The organism is Methylovorus sp. MM2 (assembly GCF_001648895.1).
In the GTDB taxonomy this organism is placed as follows: Bacteria; Pseudomonadota; Gammaproteobacteria; order Burkholderiales; family Methylophilaceae; genus MM1.
Window position 1 is genome coordinate 66,064 of record NZ_LXUF01000016.1, and the last position, 14,538, is coordinate 80,601.

The following is a 14,538-nucleotide window of genomic DNA, read 5'->3' on the forward strand; positions in this document are numbered from 1 at the left end:
TTTAACCTGTTATAAATTCAGGTGTTTGCATTACGCCTACTAAAGCTGATCGCCAGTCCTCTAACTCAATATCAAATATCTGCGATAGTTTGCTGCAATCCATGCGTGAGTTGGCTGGGCGATGGGCAGGTGTAGGGTAATCTGCTGTACTAATGGCTTCGACATGTTCGATCGCTGTTCGCAAGGCAGACCAGCCGTTTAGTTTTTGCAAGAATGAATACTGTTCAATGATTGCCTGCGCGAAACCATACCAGCTTGTATCACCGCTGTTAGTCAGATGGTAGGTTCCGCTTTTATCTTTATGCCAGTTTAGCAGGCTAGCTACAGTAGTCTCTGCAATCGAAGTGCTGGATGTTGGCGCGCCCATCTGGTCACCCACGATACGCAAACTATCGCGTTCCATAGCTAGGCGCAGGATCGTACGCAGAAAATTCTTGCCGTATGACCCATAAACCCAACTGGTACGAAAGATCATGTGTGGAGTGTCTGCGGCACGAATGGCTTCTTCTCCTGCCAGTTTGGTTTTGCCGTAAACGCTCAGTGGATTTGTGATATCAGTTTCTACATAGGGAGTAGCCTTTGCTCCATCGAATACATAGTCGGTCGAGAAATGTATAAGCAATGCGCCGAGCTTTTTTGCTTCTTCAGCAATGATGCCCGGGGCAACACCATTGATAGCCATTGCAAGCTCCGGTTCAGATTCTGCCTTATCCACTGCTGTATAAGCCGCAGGGTTAACAATCAGATCGGGTTTTATCTGCTGAATGCATCGCCTGATGGCTGAAGTGTCTGTGAGGTCTAGCTGGCTGCGGTCAAGTCCAATGACATTGCCTAAAGTCGCTAGTTTGCTCTGCAGTGCGTGACCAACCTGGCCATTGATGCCGGTAAGCAGGATTGTTTCAAATCTTGGCATTACTCAAACACTTCTGCTTCTTGAAAGCGTGAGCCTAATTGATCCTTGGATGAAAGTATCGGCGGCACATCAAGAGGCCATTCAATGGCGAGCGAAGGGTCGTTCCACTGGATGCATCGTTCATGTGCCGGGGCATAAAGTTCTGTGGTTTTATATAAGAACTCAGCAAAATCGGAGAGTACGAGAAACCCATGCGCAAAACCTTCTGGTACCCACATTTGCCGTTTATTTTCTGCTGAAAGGTATTCACCTACCCATTTCCCGAAAGTCGGGGATGAGCGTCTTAAATCAACGGCAACGTCAAATACCTCGCCCGCAGTCACCCTCACTAATTTACCCTGTGGTTGATGAATCTGGTAATGCAATCCACGTAAAACCCCCTTGGCTGAACCGGAATGATTATCCTGAACAAAGTTGGGTTTTAGGCCTGTGGCATTTTGAAAGACAGTTTCATTAAAACTTTCGAAGAAAAATCCACGGGCATCACCAAATACTTTCGGCTCGAAAACTAGGACATCAGCGATAGCTGTTTTTACTACATTCATTAATAAACCTTTTCTTTTAGCATGCGTAGCAAATATTGCCCGTAGCTATTCTTTTTGTATATTTCAGCAATCGCTTCTACCTGATCTGCACTGATATAACCCATGCGATATGCAATCTCTTCAGGGCAGGCAATTTTAAGTCCTTGGCGTTTTTCGATCGTTTCTATAAACAATGAGGCCTCCAATAAAGACTCATGCGTACCTGTATCTAGCCATGCGTGCCCACGCCCCATGCGCTCAACATTGAGTTGGTCTTGTGCAAGATAGTGCTTGTTGATGTCCGTGATCTCTAGCTCACCTCTTGGAGATGGTTTGAGCGATGCTGCGATATCAATCACTTGGTTATCGTAAAAATATAAACCGGTGACTGCGTATCTTGACTTAGGTGTTATTGGTTTTTCTTCAAGACTGATTGCTTGGCCATTGGCATCAAACTCTACGACCCCATAACGTTCTGGATCATTGACTGGATAAGCAAAGACAGTAGCGCCTTCCTTCTTTGTGTTGGCATTATTCAGGTCGCTGCCAAGGTCATGCCCATAAAATATGTTATCGCCCAGCACCAATGCACTTGGGGAATTTTGCAGAAAGTCACTGCCAATGATAAATGCTTGCGCCAGACCATCTGGAGATGCTTGAACGGCATAATTTAAATTGATGCCCCATTGGCTGCCATCACCTAATAGTTGCTCAAACCTTGGCGTGTCTTGCGGGGTAGAGATGAGCAAGATATCGCGTATGCCTGCAAGCATCAGGGTCGATAGCGGGTAGTAGACCATCGGTTTATCATAGACCGGTAATAGTTGTTTTGAGACAGCTTGAGTGACAGGGTACAGCCTTGTGCCTGAGCCACCTGCAAGTATGATGCCTTTTCTCACGCGGCTCTCCCCGTGTATTGTTGATCGATCCAGCTACGATATTCACCACTGGTTACATTGTTCACCCAGAATTGATGCTCGAGATACCAGAGGACGGTCTTTCTAATACCGGTTTCAAAGGTTTCTGCCGGTTTCCAGTTTAGTTCACGTTCAAGCTTGCTTGCATCTATCGCGTAACGACGGTCATGACCAGGGCGATCTTTCACAAAGGTAATCTGTGATTGGTATTTTGTCCCATCAGCTTTCGGTTTTAATTCATTCAGAATCTCACAGAGGATATTGATCACATCAATGTTGGCCTTCTCATTCCAGCCACCCACGTTGTAAGTTTCGCCCAACTGCCCCGCTTCTAATACCCGACGAATAGCACTGCAGTGATCTTTTACATAAAGCCAATCGCGAATTTGCTGACCATCACCATAAATAGGTAATGATTTGCCCGCTAACGCATTTAACAGGCAAAGCGGGATCAACTTTTCAGGAAAATGATACGGCCCGTAATTGTTGGAGCAATTGGTCGTTACTACAGGTAAATGGTAGGTATGGTAATAAGCCCTGACTAAATGATCAGACGCAGCTTTTGATGCTGAGTAAGGACTATTGGGAGCGTAAGGTGTTGTTTCAGTGAAGGCTGGATCACTTGAACTTAATGTGCCATAGACTTCATCTGTAGAAACATGTAGAAAACGAAAGTCCGGGTTACTAAATTCTGAAGGCTTTTCTTCACATAGGCGCTGCCAATATGCCCGAACTTCTTCTAGCAAATGAAAAGTACCGACAACGTTTGTCTGGATAAAATCCTCCGGTCCATGAATCGAGCGGTCTACATGGCTCTCTGCGGCAAAGTTCACGACTGCATATGGTCTGTATTTTGCTAATAGTTCTGCGACGAGGTTTCGATCTCCAATATCACCATGCACAAAAACATGTGAGGGATTTTCTTTAACCTCAGCAAGGTTTTCTAAATTGCCAGCATAGGTGAGTTTATCCAGATTAATGACCGTGCCTAATCCGGCGTTAATCCAGTCAACTATAAAGTTAGAGCCTATAAAACCAGCTCCTCCCGTTACAAGGATTGTATTATTTAATTGATTTTTCACTTCTTTTGGGTATTTCTAAAGTAATTGCATCATGCTGATACATATTTAGTATGTTACCAACTAAACAGTCGCATGGCTAAATGCAAATATTGAATTGTGATATATGTAGATAAAATGTACGTGATGCTAGATATTTAACTAAAAGTTTTTAGATTGGACTTACTAAATGATTTTAGTCACCGGAGGTGCCGGATATATAGGCTCACACGCCTGTATCGCACTTATAGAAGCAGGATATGAAGTTGCTGTGATCGATAATTTCAGCAACAGCCAAAAAACAGTGATAGAGCGTATCGGCAAGATTGCCGGAAAGTTACCTATTTTGATTGAGGGTGATGTTCGAGATACAGCTTTACTGGATGCATCTTTTCAAAAATATCCATTTACTGCGGTAATGCACTTCGCTGGGTTAAAGGCTGTTGGCGAGTCTGTCGCTCAACCACTACGCTATTACAACAACAATGTATATGGCACTCTCACGCTCTTGCAGGTGATGGAAAAGTACAATATTAAAACATTGGTATTTAGCTCCTCAGCCACTGTTTACGGGGATCCTGCCAGTGTGCCGATTCGGGAGGATTTTCCGTTAAGTGCTACTAATCCTTATGGCGCAAGTAAGCTAATGGTTGAGGATATTCTCAGAGACCTGTCTCATTCCGACGACGCATGGCATATTGCGATATTAAGATACTTTAATCCTGTTGGCGCCCATGCCAGTGGCTTGATTGGAGAGAACCCTAATGGTATTCCTAATAATTTGATGCCGTATATCGCACAGGTCGCACAGGGTAAACGTGAGCATCTTTCTGTGTTTGGTAGTGATTACCCGACGATAGATGGCACAGGCGTACGTGACTATATTCATGTGGTCGATTTGGTTGATGGGCATATCAAAGCATTGAAAAAGCTGAAAAATACTACAGGCGTATTCACTTGCAATCTGGGAACAGGTGAGGGATACAGTGTTCTGGAAATGGTAAAAGCATTTGAATCCGCTACCGGAAAAACTATTCCTTATCAGCTTGCACCAAGGCGTGCGGGAGATGTGGCAACTTCTTATACCGACCCTGAGTATGCCGAAAATGCATTGGGATGGAAAGCCGAGAAGACTATTAATGATATGTGTATGGATACATGGCGGTGGCAACTGGCGCAATAATTAGATGTTCACAATAACGCAATAATCTTATGTTCTTATGCATTGATAATGAACACGCTCGATGTAATAGCCGAAAATAAATTTAATTATCTTGTTGATTTTTATTGAATTTAAATTGATTTTTAACGGTGGCATGAATGTTGCTAAAGTAACTTCGTAAATTACTCTAGATTAAAGGTTGAATCATGATAAATAGCAAATTTCTGAATTGGATTGCAGGCGCTGCTATTCTACTCAGCAGTCTAGTGGCAAGTGCTGATACTGGGTTTCACGAAGAAGGTTTTATTGATGTGACCTCATCCGTGCCCCTCGATAGTACATATTCATTCTATCTTGGTAGTGGCAGTTACAGTCTTGATCTCGCGGACTATGGCTTCCCTGAGTACTTTATTTCTGGGAGTCTTGGCGTATCGGTTTCGCAGGGCTCAAGCTCGATAGCCAACTTTGTCGGCGAGGGCAGTTACAGTTTAACCGGGTTGAGTAGCGGACTCTATACGTTTTATGTGTATGGAAATGCCAACAATGATTTTGGCGTAGGATCTTATGGACTCACCGTAGCGGCTGCACCTGTACCGGAACCTAACTCAGCTTTATTGCTAGGGAGTGGTATAGGTTTGCTCATGGTATACGCTCGTCGGCGTAAACCTGCAGTCATTGCAACCAGCAAAATATAAAGGAGCAAACATGAAAAGATCAAAGGTATTTAGCCTCTCTGTGCTTGCTGCACTTTTGGGTTTCAATATTGCTGCACATGCAGATACGACATTCCTCAATGTTTCCGAGACTGATGTAAGTACTGGCGCCCATAAGTATACTTTTAGCTTGGCGCCAGGTGATTACTCACTTTACCTTACGGATGTGAGCGACTCATTTTCTAATCTTGGAGTGACTGTCGGTCAGGGTGTAACGAATTTTGGCAAACTAACCTTGGTTGGCTCGACCAATTCCGGTGTGCTAAATTTCACCATTCCAACGGGTGTCAGTGATACTTATAGTGCGATTGTCTATGGGAAAACTAGTGGATCAGGCGACTTTACGCTTGTTGTATCGAGTGTTCCTGAGCCAGCTACTTCAGCCATGCTACTGGCAGGTTTAGGTCTATTTGCTGCGCTACGTCGGCGTGAAAAATCATAATCTTTATCGGGCTTTAGTTTAAGGTTAGAATCAATGGGAGCCTGTGCTCCCATTTTTTTGGGTATGATGATGTGCACATGTTTTATAAGGTGAGTGTAGTGCGCATTGTTTATACTGTCATTTGTCTTTTAGTAATTTCTTTGCAATCAGCCTTGTTGCTAAACACAGCCAATGCGGAAGACATGCCATCTTTTAGAAGGTCGTTTTCTGGATACGCCCTGAGTGCTCAGAATCTTGCAGTTATAATTAATGATAGCGACCCAAAAAGCGTTGAAGTCGGCGCCTATTACGTGAAAATTCGCAAGATTCCGACAGCTAATGTGGTACATGTGAACATTCCTGTTGGTCGGGAAAAACTATCAATTACTGCATTCCAGACCTTAAAATCAACAATTGATGCTGCATTAAGCGATGACATTCAGGCCATCGTCATGATTTGGGCAACCCCTTATGCCGTTGAATGTAATTCCATCACCTCGGCATATACGTTAGGTTTCAATGCCAACCAATGTCAAAACACATGTTCCCCAGGAAGTCTAAGTGCTTATTTTGACTCTGCCTCCAAAAAACCATTCAGTGACGTAAAGTACAGGATATCTATGTTGTTGCCTGTTGTATCAGTCACTGACGCCAAGGCGTTAATTGATCGCGGGTTGAAGAGTGATTACAGCGCACCTAAGGCGAATGCCTATTTCCTATCAACATCTGATATTAATCGGAATTCCCGTGCAAGGTTTTTTCCGCAGTCGGGGGAGGTTACCCAACGCTATCTGACAATTAAGACGTTAAAGGCAGATAGTATCGCGAATGAGCGGGACATCATGTTTTATGAAACTGGTTTGGCAAAGGTTCCTAGTCTTGAGACGTTAAGATTTTTGCCGGGCGCTTTAGCTGATCACTTGACCTCCTTCGGTGGGGATTTGTTAAATCATGGTCAGATGAGTAGCATGAAGTGGCTTGAGGCAGGGGCTACTGCGAGTTATGGAACGGTGTCTGAGCCATGTAATTACTGGCAGAAGTTCCCAAATCCAGCTGTGTTGATGAAGCACTATCTTAATGGCGCGAGTGCAGTAGAGGCATACTGGAAAAGTGTTGCCTGGCCGACTCAGGGGGTGTTCATTGGCGAACCGTTGGCCTCTCCCTACCGCCGCTGAGTTGCATTGGTTGTCGTTCAAGCGCTGGCTATGCGATAATTCCACTCTTATCTAGGTTTGCTTTAGATTTTTGTAAGTTAAAGTTTTGCAAACTACACCACATTTCGATAAAAGCCGTTCAGCGGCTTTTACTGTTTATCAGTAGGGATATATGCCAGTTATTCGCTTGCCAGATGGTTCTGAACGTAAGTTCGATGCCCCCGTTACTGTTGCTGACGTCGCCATGAATATTGGCGCTGGTTTGGCGCGTGCGGCGCTCGGCGGTAAAGTCGATGGTAAGGTTGTCGATACCTCTTTTCTGATCGAGCAAGATGCAGACTTGGCTATCATCACGGATCGCGATGCAGAGGGTCTTGAGATCATCCGTCATTCAACGGCGCATCTATTGGCCTATGCGGTAAAAACATTATTTCCTGATGCACAAGTAACGATTGGCCCCGTGATCGAGAATGGCTTTTATTATGATTTCTCATATAAACGCCCATTCACTCCCGAAGATCTTGAAACTATCGAGAAAAAGATGGTCGAGCTTGCCAAGAAAGATGAGCAGGTCACTCGAAAAGTATTGCCGCGAGATGAGGCTGTCGCTTACTTCAAATCAATAGGTGAAGCATACAAAGCGGAGATTATTTCTTCGATACCGGCAGGTGAAGACGTATCCCTTTATAGTGAAGGTGAATTCACAGACTTGTGTCGTGGGCCGCATGTGCCATCTACAGGTAAACTTAAAGCCTTCAAGCTCATGAAACTCGCTGGAGCATATTGGCGTGGCGACTCTAATAATGAGATGTTACAGCGCATCTATGGTACTGCATGGGCGAAGAAGGAAGATCTTGATGCTCATTTGCATATGCTTGAAGAAGCGGAAAAGCGTGATCACCGTAAACTCGGCAAGCAATTAGATTACTTCCACATGCAAGATGAGGCGCCGGGCATGGTGTTTTGGCATCCTCGTGGCTGGAGCATCTGGCAAGAAGTCGAACAGTATATGCGTGAGATGTTCAAGACATACGGCTATCAGGAAGTCCGTACGCCTACCATCATGGATCGTACACTTTGGGAAAAATCGGGACATTGGCAAAACTATCGTGACAATATGTTTACGACATCTTCTGAGAGTCGTGACTATGCGGTGAAGCCTATGAATTGCCCCGGGCACGTGCAGATATTCAATAATTCACTTCACAGCTATCGTGATCTGCCATTACGACTGGCGGAGTTCGGCTCCTGCCATCGCAACGAACCTTCTGGCTCTCTACACGGATTGATGCGTGTGCGTGGATTTACTCAGGATGATGCACATATTTTCTGTACTGAAAATCAGGTTGAGGCGGAAGTAGCTGACTTTATCAAGATGCTTTACAAGGCTTATGCAGATTTTGGTTTCAAAGAGGTTTTGGTCAAGCTATCTACTCGCCCGGAGAAGCGCGTTGGTACTGATGAAGATTGGGATAAAGCCGAGACATCGCTTGCCAACGCGCTCAAGGTGAATGGTTTGGATTATGAGCTGCAACCAGGTGAAGGTGCATTTTATGGCCCTAAGATCGAATTCACGCTGAAAGATAGTTTGGGCCGTCTATGGCAATGCGGCACGATCCAGCTTGATCCTAATCTGCCTGAGCGCCTTGGTGCAGAGTATGTCGCTGAAGATAACAGCCGCAAGCACCCAGTGATGTTGCATCGCGCAATTGTAGGTTCAATGGAGCGCTTTATCGGTATTCTTGTGGAGAACTATGCGGGCGCGATGCCTGTTTGGTTATCGCCTATACAAGCGATGGTTTTGAATATCAGTGACAATCAAACCGAATATGTTGCAAAAGTGGTCTCAGAACTGAAGAAAAATGGCTTCAGAGTCGATTCGGACTTGAGAAATGAGAAGATAACCTATAAAATCCGCGAACATAGTTTGCAGAAGATGCCTTATCTGCTGATAGCAGGTGAGCGAGAAATGCAAAGTGGTCAAGTGGCCGTGCGTACCCGACAAGGTGAAGACCTAGGTTCAATGTCTGTAAGTGCGTTTATAGAGCGCCTTAAAAATGACATAGATACAAAGGTTTAACCTGCGTGTAGCGCGGTTTATTATTTTGGCCTTTTAATAAATAACTGGAGAATTTGCGATAGCTCAAGATAAAGAAGTACGAATCAATGGTGACATTACAGCGCCACAAGTTCGTTTGGTAGGGATAGAGGGTGAGCCACTTGGCGTAATGAGTCTGAGTGAAGCGTTTGCAAAAGCGGAAGAAGCTGATATCGATTTGGTAGAGATCGCGCCGCAAGCAGCCCCACCGGTGTGTCGTTTGATGGATTACGGCAAGTTCAAGTATGCCGAAAGCAAAAAACAGCACGAAGCCCGTCTTAAGCAAAAGCAGGTTCAGGTAAAAGAAGTAAAATTTCGCCCTGGAACGGATGATGGCGATTACAACGTCAAGTTGCGTAATCTGATTCGTTTCTTGCAGGATGGTGATAAAGCCAAAATAACATTGCGTTTTCGTGGTCGTGAGATCACCCATCAGGAGCTTGGTTTAGCCCTGTTGAAGCGTGTTGAGGCAGATTTGCAGGAGTATGCGGTAGTCGAGCAGTTCCCTAAGATGGAAGGCCGTCAGATGGTGATGGTACTTGGGCCGCACAAGAAAGTGAAATAGATTGATTCGATTCAGGTGAATGCTGAATCGAATGTAAGTTGTAGTAAGTTGTACCAAGCTGTAGCGACGTGGCCTAAAGGCATGCCCGATCGCTCTTTTTATATTCCTTTTAGGAGAAAAAAATGCCAAAGATGAAGACCAAGAGCGGCGCTAAAAAGCGCTTTAAGTTCTTAGGGAATGGCAAGGTTAAGCGTACCCATTCGCACCTGCGTCATATCCTGACCAAGAAGACCACCAAGCAAAAGCGTAAACTACGCGGCACGGCGATCGTTTCCCCAACTGATGTCAAACGCGTTCGCGCGATGATGCCAACGGCTTAAGGAGATAGATCATGCCTAGAGTCAAACGTGGTGTCATAGCTCGTGCACGTCATAAAAAGGTTCTTGATGCAGCCAAGGGTTACCGTGGTCGCCGTAAGAACGTTTACCGTGTAGCTAAACAAGCAGTGATGAAGGCGGGGCAATATGCTTACCGCGATCGTCGCCAAAGAAAACGTCAGTTCCGTGCTCTGTGGATCGCGCGTATCAACGCCGGTGCACGTGAATATGGATTGACATATAGCCGTTTCATCAACGGTTTGAAGAAGTCTGCGATTGAAGTGGATCGTAAAGTGTTAGCTGATCTTGCTGTATTCGACAAAGTGGCTTTTGCCAAGTTTGCTGAATTGGCTAAATCAGGTCTCGCTGCCGCTTAATTCGCTGCAAGTTAAAAAGGAGGCCGAGCGCCTCCTTTTTTTACGGGTATTTTTATCACTGCTGTGTATGGGCGATTTACTTTAAAATGCTTGCGTTCACTGTATTGTTGAAAATATCTGAAACATCGAGTGGCCTTTGGTCACCCTCAATCTAAGCTGGGATTGTAAAGCCAAGATCGATATGGAAAATCTAGAAAAAATCTTACCAGAAGCGCAACGTGATTTTGCAGCATGTGCAACTGTGACGGAGCTTGAACAAGTCAAGGCACGCTATCTTGGCAAGAGTGGGTCGCTTACCGATGCTTTAAAAGGTCTGGGTAAACTTTCTGCTGAAGAGCGCCCTGCAGCTGGAGCCGCGATCAATGTCGTCAAACAGGGCGTTGAAGAAGCGCTTAAGCTTAGACGCGATGCGATATTATTAGCAGAACAAGAGCAGCAGTTAGCGGGAGAGTCACTCGATGTGACATTGCCAGCTCGACATCGTGGACGTGGCGGCTTGCATCCGGTGTCATTGACCTTGCAACGCATCGAACAACTGTTCCACTCAGTCGGTTTTGAAGTAGCAGAAGGCCCTGAGATCGAATCCGATTTTTATAACTTCACGGCTTTGAATATTCCTGAGAATCATCCTGCACGCGCGATGCATGATACGTTCTATGTGGATGATCAGCATGTGTTGCGTACTCATACTTCGCCAGTGCAAGTGCATTACATGCAGAATAAGACGCCTCCACTTAAGATTATCGCGCCTGGCCGTGTATATCGTGTGGATTCAGATGCCACACACTCACCGATGTTCCATCAGGTCGAAGGTTTGTGGGTGGATGAGAATATTAGCTTTGCGAACCTTAAAGGGGTGGTGCAAGACTTCCTGCAACGTTTCTTCGAGCGTGATGATCTGCAAGTCAGATTTCGTCCTTCATTCTTTCCGTTTACAGAACCTTCTGCTGAAATGGATATGAGCTGGAATGGTGGCTGGCTTGAGATTGGCGGTTGTGGCATGGTGCACCCGGAAGTATTTAAACATGTGGGTATCGATAGCGAAAAATATCGTGGTTTTGCCTTCGGACTTGGTGTCGAGCGCCTAACGATGTTGCGTTATGGCGTGAACGATTTACGGTTATTCTTTGAAAACGATCTGCGCTTTCTTAAGCAGTTCTCATAGTCGAAGCCAGGATTAAACTATATGCAATTTTCTGAACAATGGCTGCGTCAATACGTAAACCCTGCGCTTGATAGTGAAGCATTAGGTCATGCATTAACCATGGCAGGGCTAGAGGTTGAAGGCCTTGATGCTGTTGGTGCCGCCTTCAGTAAAGTAGTGATCGGCAAGATCATCAGTGCGGATAAGCACCCTGATGCTGACCGTTTGCAGGTATGTAAAGTCGATGTAGGGGCTACCGAACCTTTACAGATCGTCTGTGGCGCACAGAATGCACGTGTAGGGCTTAAAGCCCCTTGCGCACTTGTTGGCGCGAAACTGCCGGGCTTTGATATAAAAGAAGCCAAGGTGCGTGGCGTAGAATCTTTCGGCATGATGTGTTCTGCCAAAGAGCTGGGACTTGCTGAAGAAAGTAGTGGATTGCTAGAGCTTCCTGAAGATGCCATTATCGGTCAGGATATTCGAGAGTTCCTAGATCTGAACGATAAACTCTTTACACTCAAACTTACGCCAAACCGCAGCGATTGCCTCAGTATCCTAGGTGTAGCACGTGAAGTCTCTGCGTTGACTGGTGCGGTTTTAACATTACCTCAATCGGAAAGTGTTACAGCATCTGCTGGCGCTAAAAAACAAGTCGTAGTTCAGCAATCAGCAGAGTGTCCACGCTATACAGGTCGATTTATCCGAGAAGTCAATGCAAGTGCAGTGACGCCTGCTTGGATGGTGCGTCGTCTTGAACGTGGTGGGCTACGCAGCATCAGTGCGATTGTCGATGTGACGAATTATGTCTTACTTGAAATGGGGCAGCCGTTGCATGCGTTCGATGCAGCGAAATTTCAAGGTGATGTACAAATCAGATTCGCCAACCCAAAAGAGCAGATTCAATTATTGAACCAGCAGCAAGTCGAATTACATCCTGATATGCTGGTGATCGCTGATGATACGGGCGCGATTGCGTTAGCCGGTATCATGGGCGGTGCATCAACGGCTGTTTCTGATACTACTCGGGATATCTTTCTTGAAAGTGCCTTTTTTACCCCGGAGGTGATCGTAGGTAAAGCGCGTCGTTTAGGCTTGAGTACCGATTCTTCCTATCGATTCGAGCGCGGTGTTGATTATGGCAATACGTTATTTGCATTAGAGCGTGCAACTGCATTGATACAGGCGATATGTGGTGGCGAAGCGGGCGAGATAACTGAAGTGCTAGCACCATTGCCTGTGCGTAAGCCAGTCACATTGGGCATGACTAAGTTGGTTTCGGTGCTTGGTATTTCGCTAGATGAGGCGACAGTTGAACGACTATTCAACCAGCTTGGTTTTCACTATGAAAATAAGGCGGGTGTTTTCACAGTAACGCCACCTAGCTATCGATTCGATATCAGTATTGAAGAAGATTTGATCGAAGAGGTCGCGCGCCTACATGGCTATGACAATATCCCCGCGATTGCGCCTCAAGATATCGTGACCATGCTACCGTCTTCAGAAGGCACACTAAGTCGTAAATGGTTAAGCGATATCTTGACTGGTAGTGGTTATCAAGAGATTGTGAGCTATAGCTTTGTCGATGAAAGCTGGGAAAAGGAATTGCTTGGTAATCCTGAGTCAATACCACTAAAGAATCCTATTGCCAGCAATATGAGTGTGATGCGGTCTGGCTTGTGGGGTGGTCTGCTTGATACCTTGGTGTATAACCTGAACCGTAAGCAGGATCGTGTGCGCCTTTTCGAGATTGGTGCTACTTATGCTCGGTCTGCTAAGGGGTATCATGAGACAACGCGCATATCTGGTTTAGCCTATGGCGATGCAAACCCGGAGCAATGGGCTGAATCCGCACGTGAAGTGGACTTCTTCGATGTTAAAGCCGAAGTTGATATGCTGACTAACGGACGTGCTGAATATCGCGCTGCACAGCACGCAGCGTTGCATCCTGGTCAATCTGCACAAGTCTATCTGAATGGTGTTGCTATTGGTTGGATAGGCAAGCTGCATCCAAAATGGCAGCAACATTATCAGTTGGCGCGGGGTGCCGTACTTTTTGAACTTGATGTTGCGCCGCTTTTAGAAAGTTCGGTCGCACGTTATGTGGCTGTGCCGAAATTTCCACCGGTAAGACGTGATCTTGCAGTTGTCGTTGATGAAAAAGTCTCGGTGCGAGCGTTGTTAAAAACGATGACGGAAGCAAACATCCAATATGTCTATGATATTGCTTTGTTTGATGTTTATCGTGGAAAAGGCATAGCGGAAAACAAAAAAAGCCTTGCATTTCTAGTGCTTATGCAAGATACTCAAAAGACATTAACCGATGCAGAAACTGATGCGGCGATGTCCGCGCTTGTGGAATTAATTGTTCGCCAGCATGATGCCGAGTTGAGAAAATAAGCATTAAGAATTTAAGAAAGTAGTTGAGAGGTTTGCATGACACTAACTAAAGCTGATTTAGCTGATTTACTTTTTGAACAAGTGGGACTGAATAAACGCGAAGCCAAGGATATGGTTGAAGCGTTTTTTGAAGAAATTCGCACAGCACTTGAAACTGGCGATAGTGTCAAACTTTCTGGTTTTGGTAACTTTGAGTTACGTAAGAAATCCGAGCGTCCAGGTCGTAATCCAAAAACAGGTGAAGAAATCCCTATCACTGCACGACGCGTTGTAACCTTCCATGCTAGCCAAAAGCTCAAAAGCAAGGTAGAGGAGGCATATGCCGGAGTCAGCGCTTAAGGTCGTCTTACCCCCTATCCCTGCCAAGCGTTACTTCACCATTGGCGAAGTAAGTGATTTGTGCGGGGTAAAGCCGCATGTGTTGCGCTATTGGGAGCAAGAATTTACGCAGCTTAAGCCTGTAAAACGTCGCGGTAATCGTCGCTATTACCAACATCACGAAGTGTTATTGATTCGCCGTATTCGCGAGTTGCTCTATGAGCAAGGCTTTACTATCAGCGGTGCTCGTAATCGCCTCGATGGTCACGATCATCGTATGAGTGAGGCTGTTACTAACGCAGGGAGTGCGGCGGTCAAGCCGTCGGCTTTTGAGGCCCGGTTGGCTGCTGAGTCGAGCAGCGGCATTGATTCATTTGCTTTACGTAGTGAGTTGCGAGAAGTGCTGAGTCTTCTCAGGGTCAATTAGTAGAAAAAACCTGCTCTCTGCTTGGTTTGTAGT

General features: G+C 45.6%; 16 protein-coding genes. 12 read left to right on the forward strand and 4 right to left on the reverse strand.

Going from position 1 to position 14,538, the window contains the following annotated elements:
* Window position 1: 1 nt before the first annotated feature.
* The 4 genes from rfbD to rfbB are packed head-to-tail and all read right to left on the reverse strand — an operon-like array spanning window position 2 to window position 3,436.
* The gene (gene rfbD / locus A7981_RS10865) at window positions 2-913 is read right to left on the reverse strand and encodes a dTDP-4-dehydrorhamnose reductase (protein ID WP_067268068.1); all 912 of its coding nucleotides are present in this window, start codon (window positions 911-913) and stop codon (window positions 2-4) included.
* Window positions 913-1,458: a dTDP-4-dehydrorhamnose 3,5-epimerase gene (gene rfbC, locus A7981_RS10870; protein WP_067268070.1), complete on the reverse strand. Its 546-nt coding sequence runs from the start codon at window positions 1,456-1,458 to the stop codon at window positions 913-915. The genes rfbD and rfbC overlap by 1 nt, the downstream gene beginning before the upstream one ends.
* Window positions 1,458-2,336 carry a glucose-1-phosphate thymidylyltransferase RfbA gene (gene rfbA / locus A7981_RS10875; RefSeq protein ID WP_067268072.1) on the reverse strand — a complete coding sequence of 293 codons (879 nt, stop codon included), beginning with the start codon at window positions 2,334-2,336 and terminating at the stop codon, window positions 1,458-1,460. Before rfbA ends, rfbC begins: the two co-directional genes overlap by 1 nt.
* Window positions 2,333-3,436: a dTDP-glucose 4,6-dehydratase gene (rfbB, locus tag A7981_RS10880; protein ID WP_067268073.1), complete on the reverse strand. Its 1,104-nt coding sequence runs from the start codon at window positions 3,434-3,436 to the stop codon at window positions 2,333-2,335. The genes rfbA and rfbB overlap by 4 nt, the downstream gene beginning before the upstream one ends.
* 166 nt (window positions 3,437-3,602) lie before the next feature.
* On the opposite strand from rfbB, the gene galE reads away from it, so the two are divergent.
* The 12 genes from galE to A7981_RS10940 all read left to right on the forward strand — a co-directional run bounded on the left by galE (window position 3,603) and on the right by A7981_RS10940 (window position 14,505).
* Entirely contained in the window at window positions 3,603-4,595 is a 993-nt protein-coding gene (gene galE / locus A7981_RS10885; RefSeq protein WP_067268075.1) for a UDP-glucose 4-epimerase GalE, read from the forward strand.
* A gap of 185 nt (window positions 4,596-4,780) precedes the next feature.
* The gene (locus A7981_RS10890; RefSeq protein ID WP_067268077.1) at window positions 4,781-5,269 is read left to right on the forward strand and encodes a PEP-CTERM sorting domain-containing protein; all 489 of its coding nucleotides are present in this window, start codon (window positions 4,781-4,783) and stop codon (window positions 5,267-5,269) included.
* A gap of 10 nt (window positions 5,270-5,279) precedes the next feature.
* The gene (locus A7981_RS10895) at window positions 5,280-5,729 is read left to right on the forward strand and encodes a PEP-CTERM sorting domain-containing protein (protein ID WP_067268079.1); all 450 of its coding nucleotides are present in this window, start codon (window positions 5,280-5,282) and stop codon (window positions 5,727-5,729) included.
* A 182-nt stretch (window positions 5,730-5,911) separates the two neighbouring features.
* Window positions 5,912-6,883: a TIGR03790 family protein gene (locus A7981_RS10900; protein WP_067268348.1), complete on the forward strand. Its 972-nt coding sequence runs from the start codon at window positions 5,912-5,914 to the stop codon at window positions 6,881-6,883.
* 151 nt (window positions 6,884-7,034) lie between these two features.
* Window positions 7,035-8,942 carry a threonine--tRNA ligase gene (thrS, locus tag A7981_RS10905; RefSeq protein ID WP_067268081.1) on the forward strand — a complete coding sequence of 636 codons (1,908 nt, stop codon included), beginning with the start codon at window positions 7,035-7,037 and terminating at the stop codon, window positions 8,940-8,942.
* Window positions 8,943-9,000: 58 nt separating this feature from the next.
* A complete protein-coding gene (gene infC, locus A7981_RS10910) occupies window positions 9,001-9,525 on the forward strand; it encodes a translation initiation factor IF-3 (protein WP_174545166.1) in 525 nt (174 codons plus the stop codon).
* 122 nt (window positions 9,526-9,647) lie between these two features.
* Window positions 9,648-9,845, forward strand: coding sequence for a 50S ribosomal protein L35 (rpmI, locus tag A7981_RS10915; protein WP_067268086.1), 198 nt, complete (start codon window positions 9,648-9,650; stop codon window positions 9,843-9,845).
* Window positions 9,846-9,856: 11 nt separating this feature from the next.
* On the forward strand, window positions 9,857-10,219 hold the full coding sequence (rplT, locus tag A7981_RS10920; RefSeq protein WP_067268088.1) for a 50S ribosomal protein L20: 363 nt from the start codon (window positions 9,857-9,859) through the stop codon (window positions 10,217-10,219).
* Between the two features lie 181 nt (window positions 10,220-10,400).
* A complete protein-coding gene (gene pheS / locus A7981_RS10925) occupies window positions 10,401-11,384 on the forward strand; it encodes a phenylalanine--tRNA ligase subunit alpha (RefSeq protein ID WP_067268090.1) in 984 nt (327 codons plus the stop codon).
* Between the two features lie 21 nt (window positions 11,385-11,405).
* Complete coding sequence (gene pheT / locus A7981_RS10930; RefSeq protein WP_067268093.1) at window positions 11,406-13,760, forward strand: phenylalanine--tRNA ligase subunit beta; 2,355 nt, start codon at window positions 11,406-11,408, stop codon at window positions 13,758-13,760.
* A gap of 36 nt (window positions 13,761-13,796) precedes the next feature.
* A complete protein-coding gene (locus A7981_RS10935; RefSeq protein ID WP_067268096.1) occupies window positions 13,797-14,099 on the forward strand; it encodes an integration host factor subunit alpha in 303 nt (100 codons plus the stop codon).
* On the forward strand, window positions 14,080-14,505 hold the full coding sequence (locus A7981_RS10940) for a MerR family transcriptional regulator (protein WP_067268098.1): 426 nt from the start codon (window positions 14,080-14,082) through the stop codon (window positions 14,503-14,505). The genes A7981_RS10935 and A7981_RS10940 overlap by 20 nt, the downstream gene beginning before the upstream one ends.
* Window positions 14,506-14,538: the final 33 nt, after the last annotated feature.

What these genes read in the sequence shown, in the direction of transcription:
- rfbD (WP_067268068.1), bottom strand. Translation starts at nt 913, where the DNA reads ATGCCAAGATTTGAAACAATCCTGCTTACCGGCATCAATGGCCAGGTT.
- rfbC (WP_067268070.1), bottom strand. Translation starts at nt 1,458, where the DNA reads ATGAATGTAGTAAAAACAGCTATCGCTGATGTCCTAGTTTTCGAGCCG.
- galE (WP_067268075.1), top strand. Translation starts at nt 3,603, where the DNA reads ATGATTTTAGTCACCGGAGGTGCCGGATATATAGGCTCACACGCCTGT.
- A7981_RS10890 (WP_067268077.1), top strand. Translation starts at nt 4,781, where the DNA reads ATGATAAATAGCAAATTTCTGAATTGGATTGCAGGCGCTGCTATTCTA.
- A7981_RS10895 (WP_067268079.1), top strand. Translation starts at nt 5,280, where the DNA reads ATGAAAAGATCAAAGGTATTTAGCCTCTCTGTGCTTGCTGCACTTTTG.
- A7981_RS10900 (WP_067268348.1), top strand. Translation starts at nt 5,912, where the DNA reads ATGCCATCTTTTAGAAGGTCGTTTTCTGGATACGCCCTGAGTGCTCAG.
- thrS (WP_067268081.1), top strand. Translation starts at nt 7,035, where the DNA reads ATGCCAGTTATTCGCTTGCCAGATGGTTCTGAACGTAAGTTCGATGCC.
- rpmI (WP_067268086.1), top strand. Translation starts at nt 9,648, where the DNA reads ATGCCAAAGATGAAGACCAAGAGCGGCGCTAAAAAGCGCTTTAAGTTC.
- rplT (WP_067268088.1), top strand. Translation starts at nt 9,857, where the DNA reads ATGCCTAGAGTCAAACGTGGTGTCATAGCTCGTGCACGTCATAAAAAG.
- pheS (WP_067268090.1), top strand. Translation starts at nt 10,401, where the DNA reads ATGGAAAATCTAGAAAAAATCTTACCAGAAGCGCAACGTGATTTTGCA.
- pheT (WP_067268093.1), top strand. Translation starts at nt 11,406, where the DNA reads ATGCAATTTTCTGAACAATGGCTGCGTCAATACGTAAACCCTGCGCTT.
- A7981_RS10935 (WP_067268096.1), top strand. Translation starts at nt 13,797, where the DNA reads ATGACACTAACTAAAGCTGATTTAGCTGATTTACTTTTTGAACAAGTG.
- A7981_RS10940 (WP_067268098.1), top strand. Translation starts at nt 14,080, where the DNA reads ATGCCGGAGTCAGCGCTTAAGGTCGTCTTACCCCCTATCCCTGCCAAG.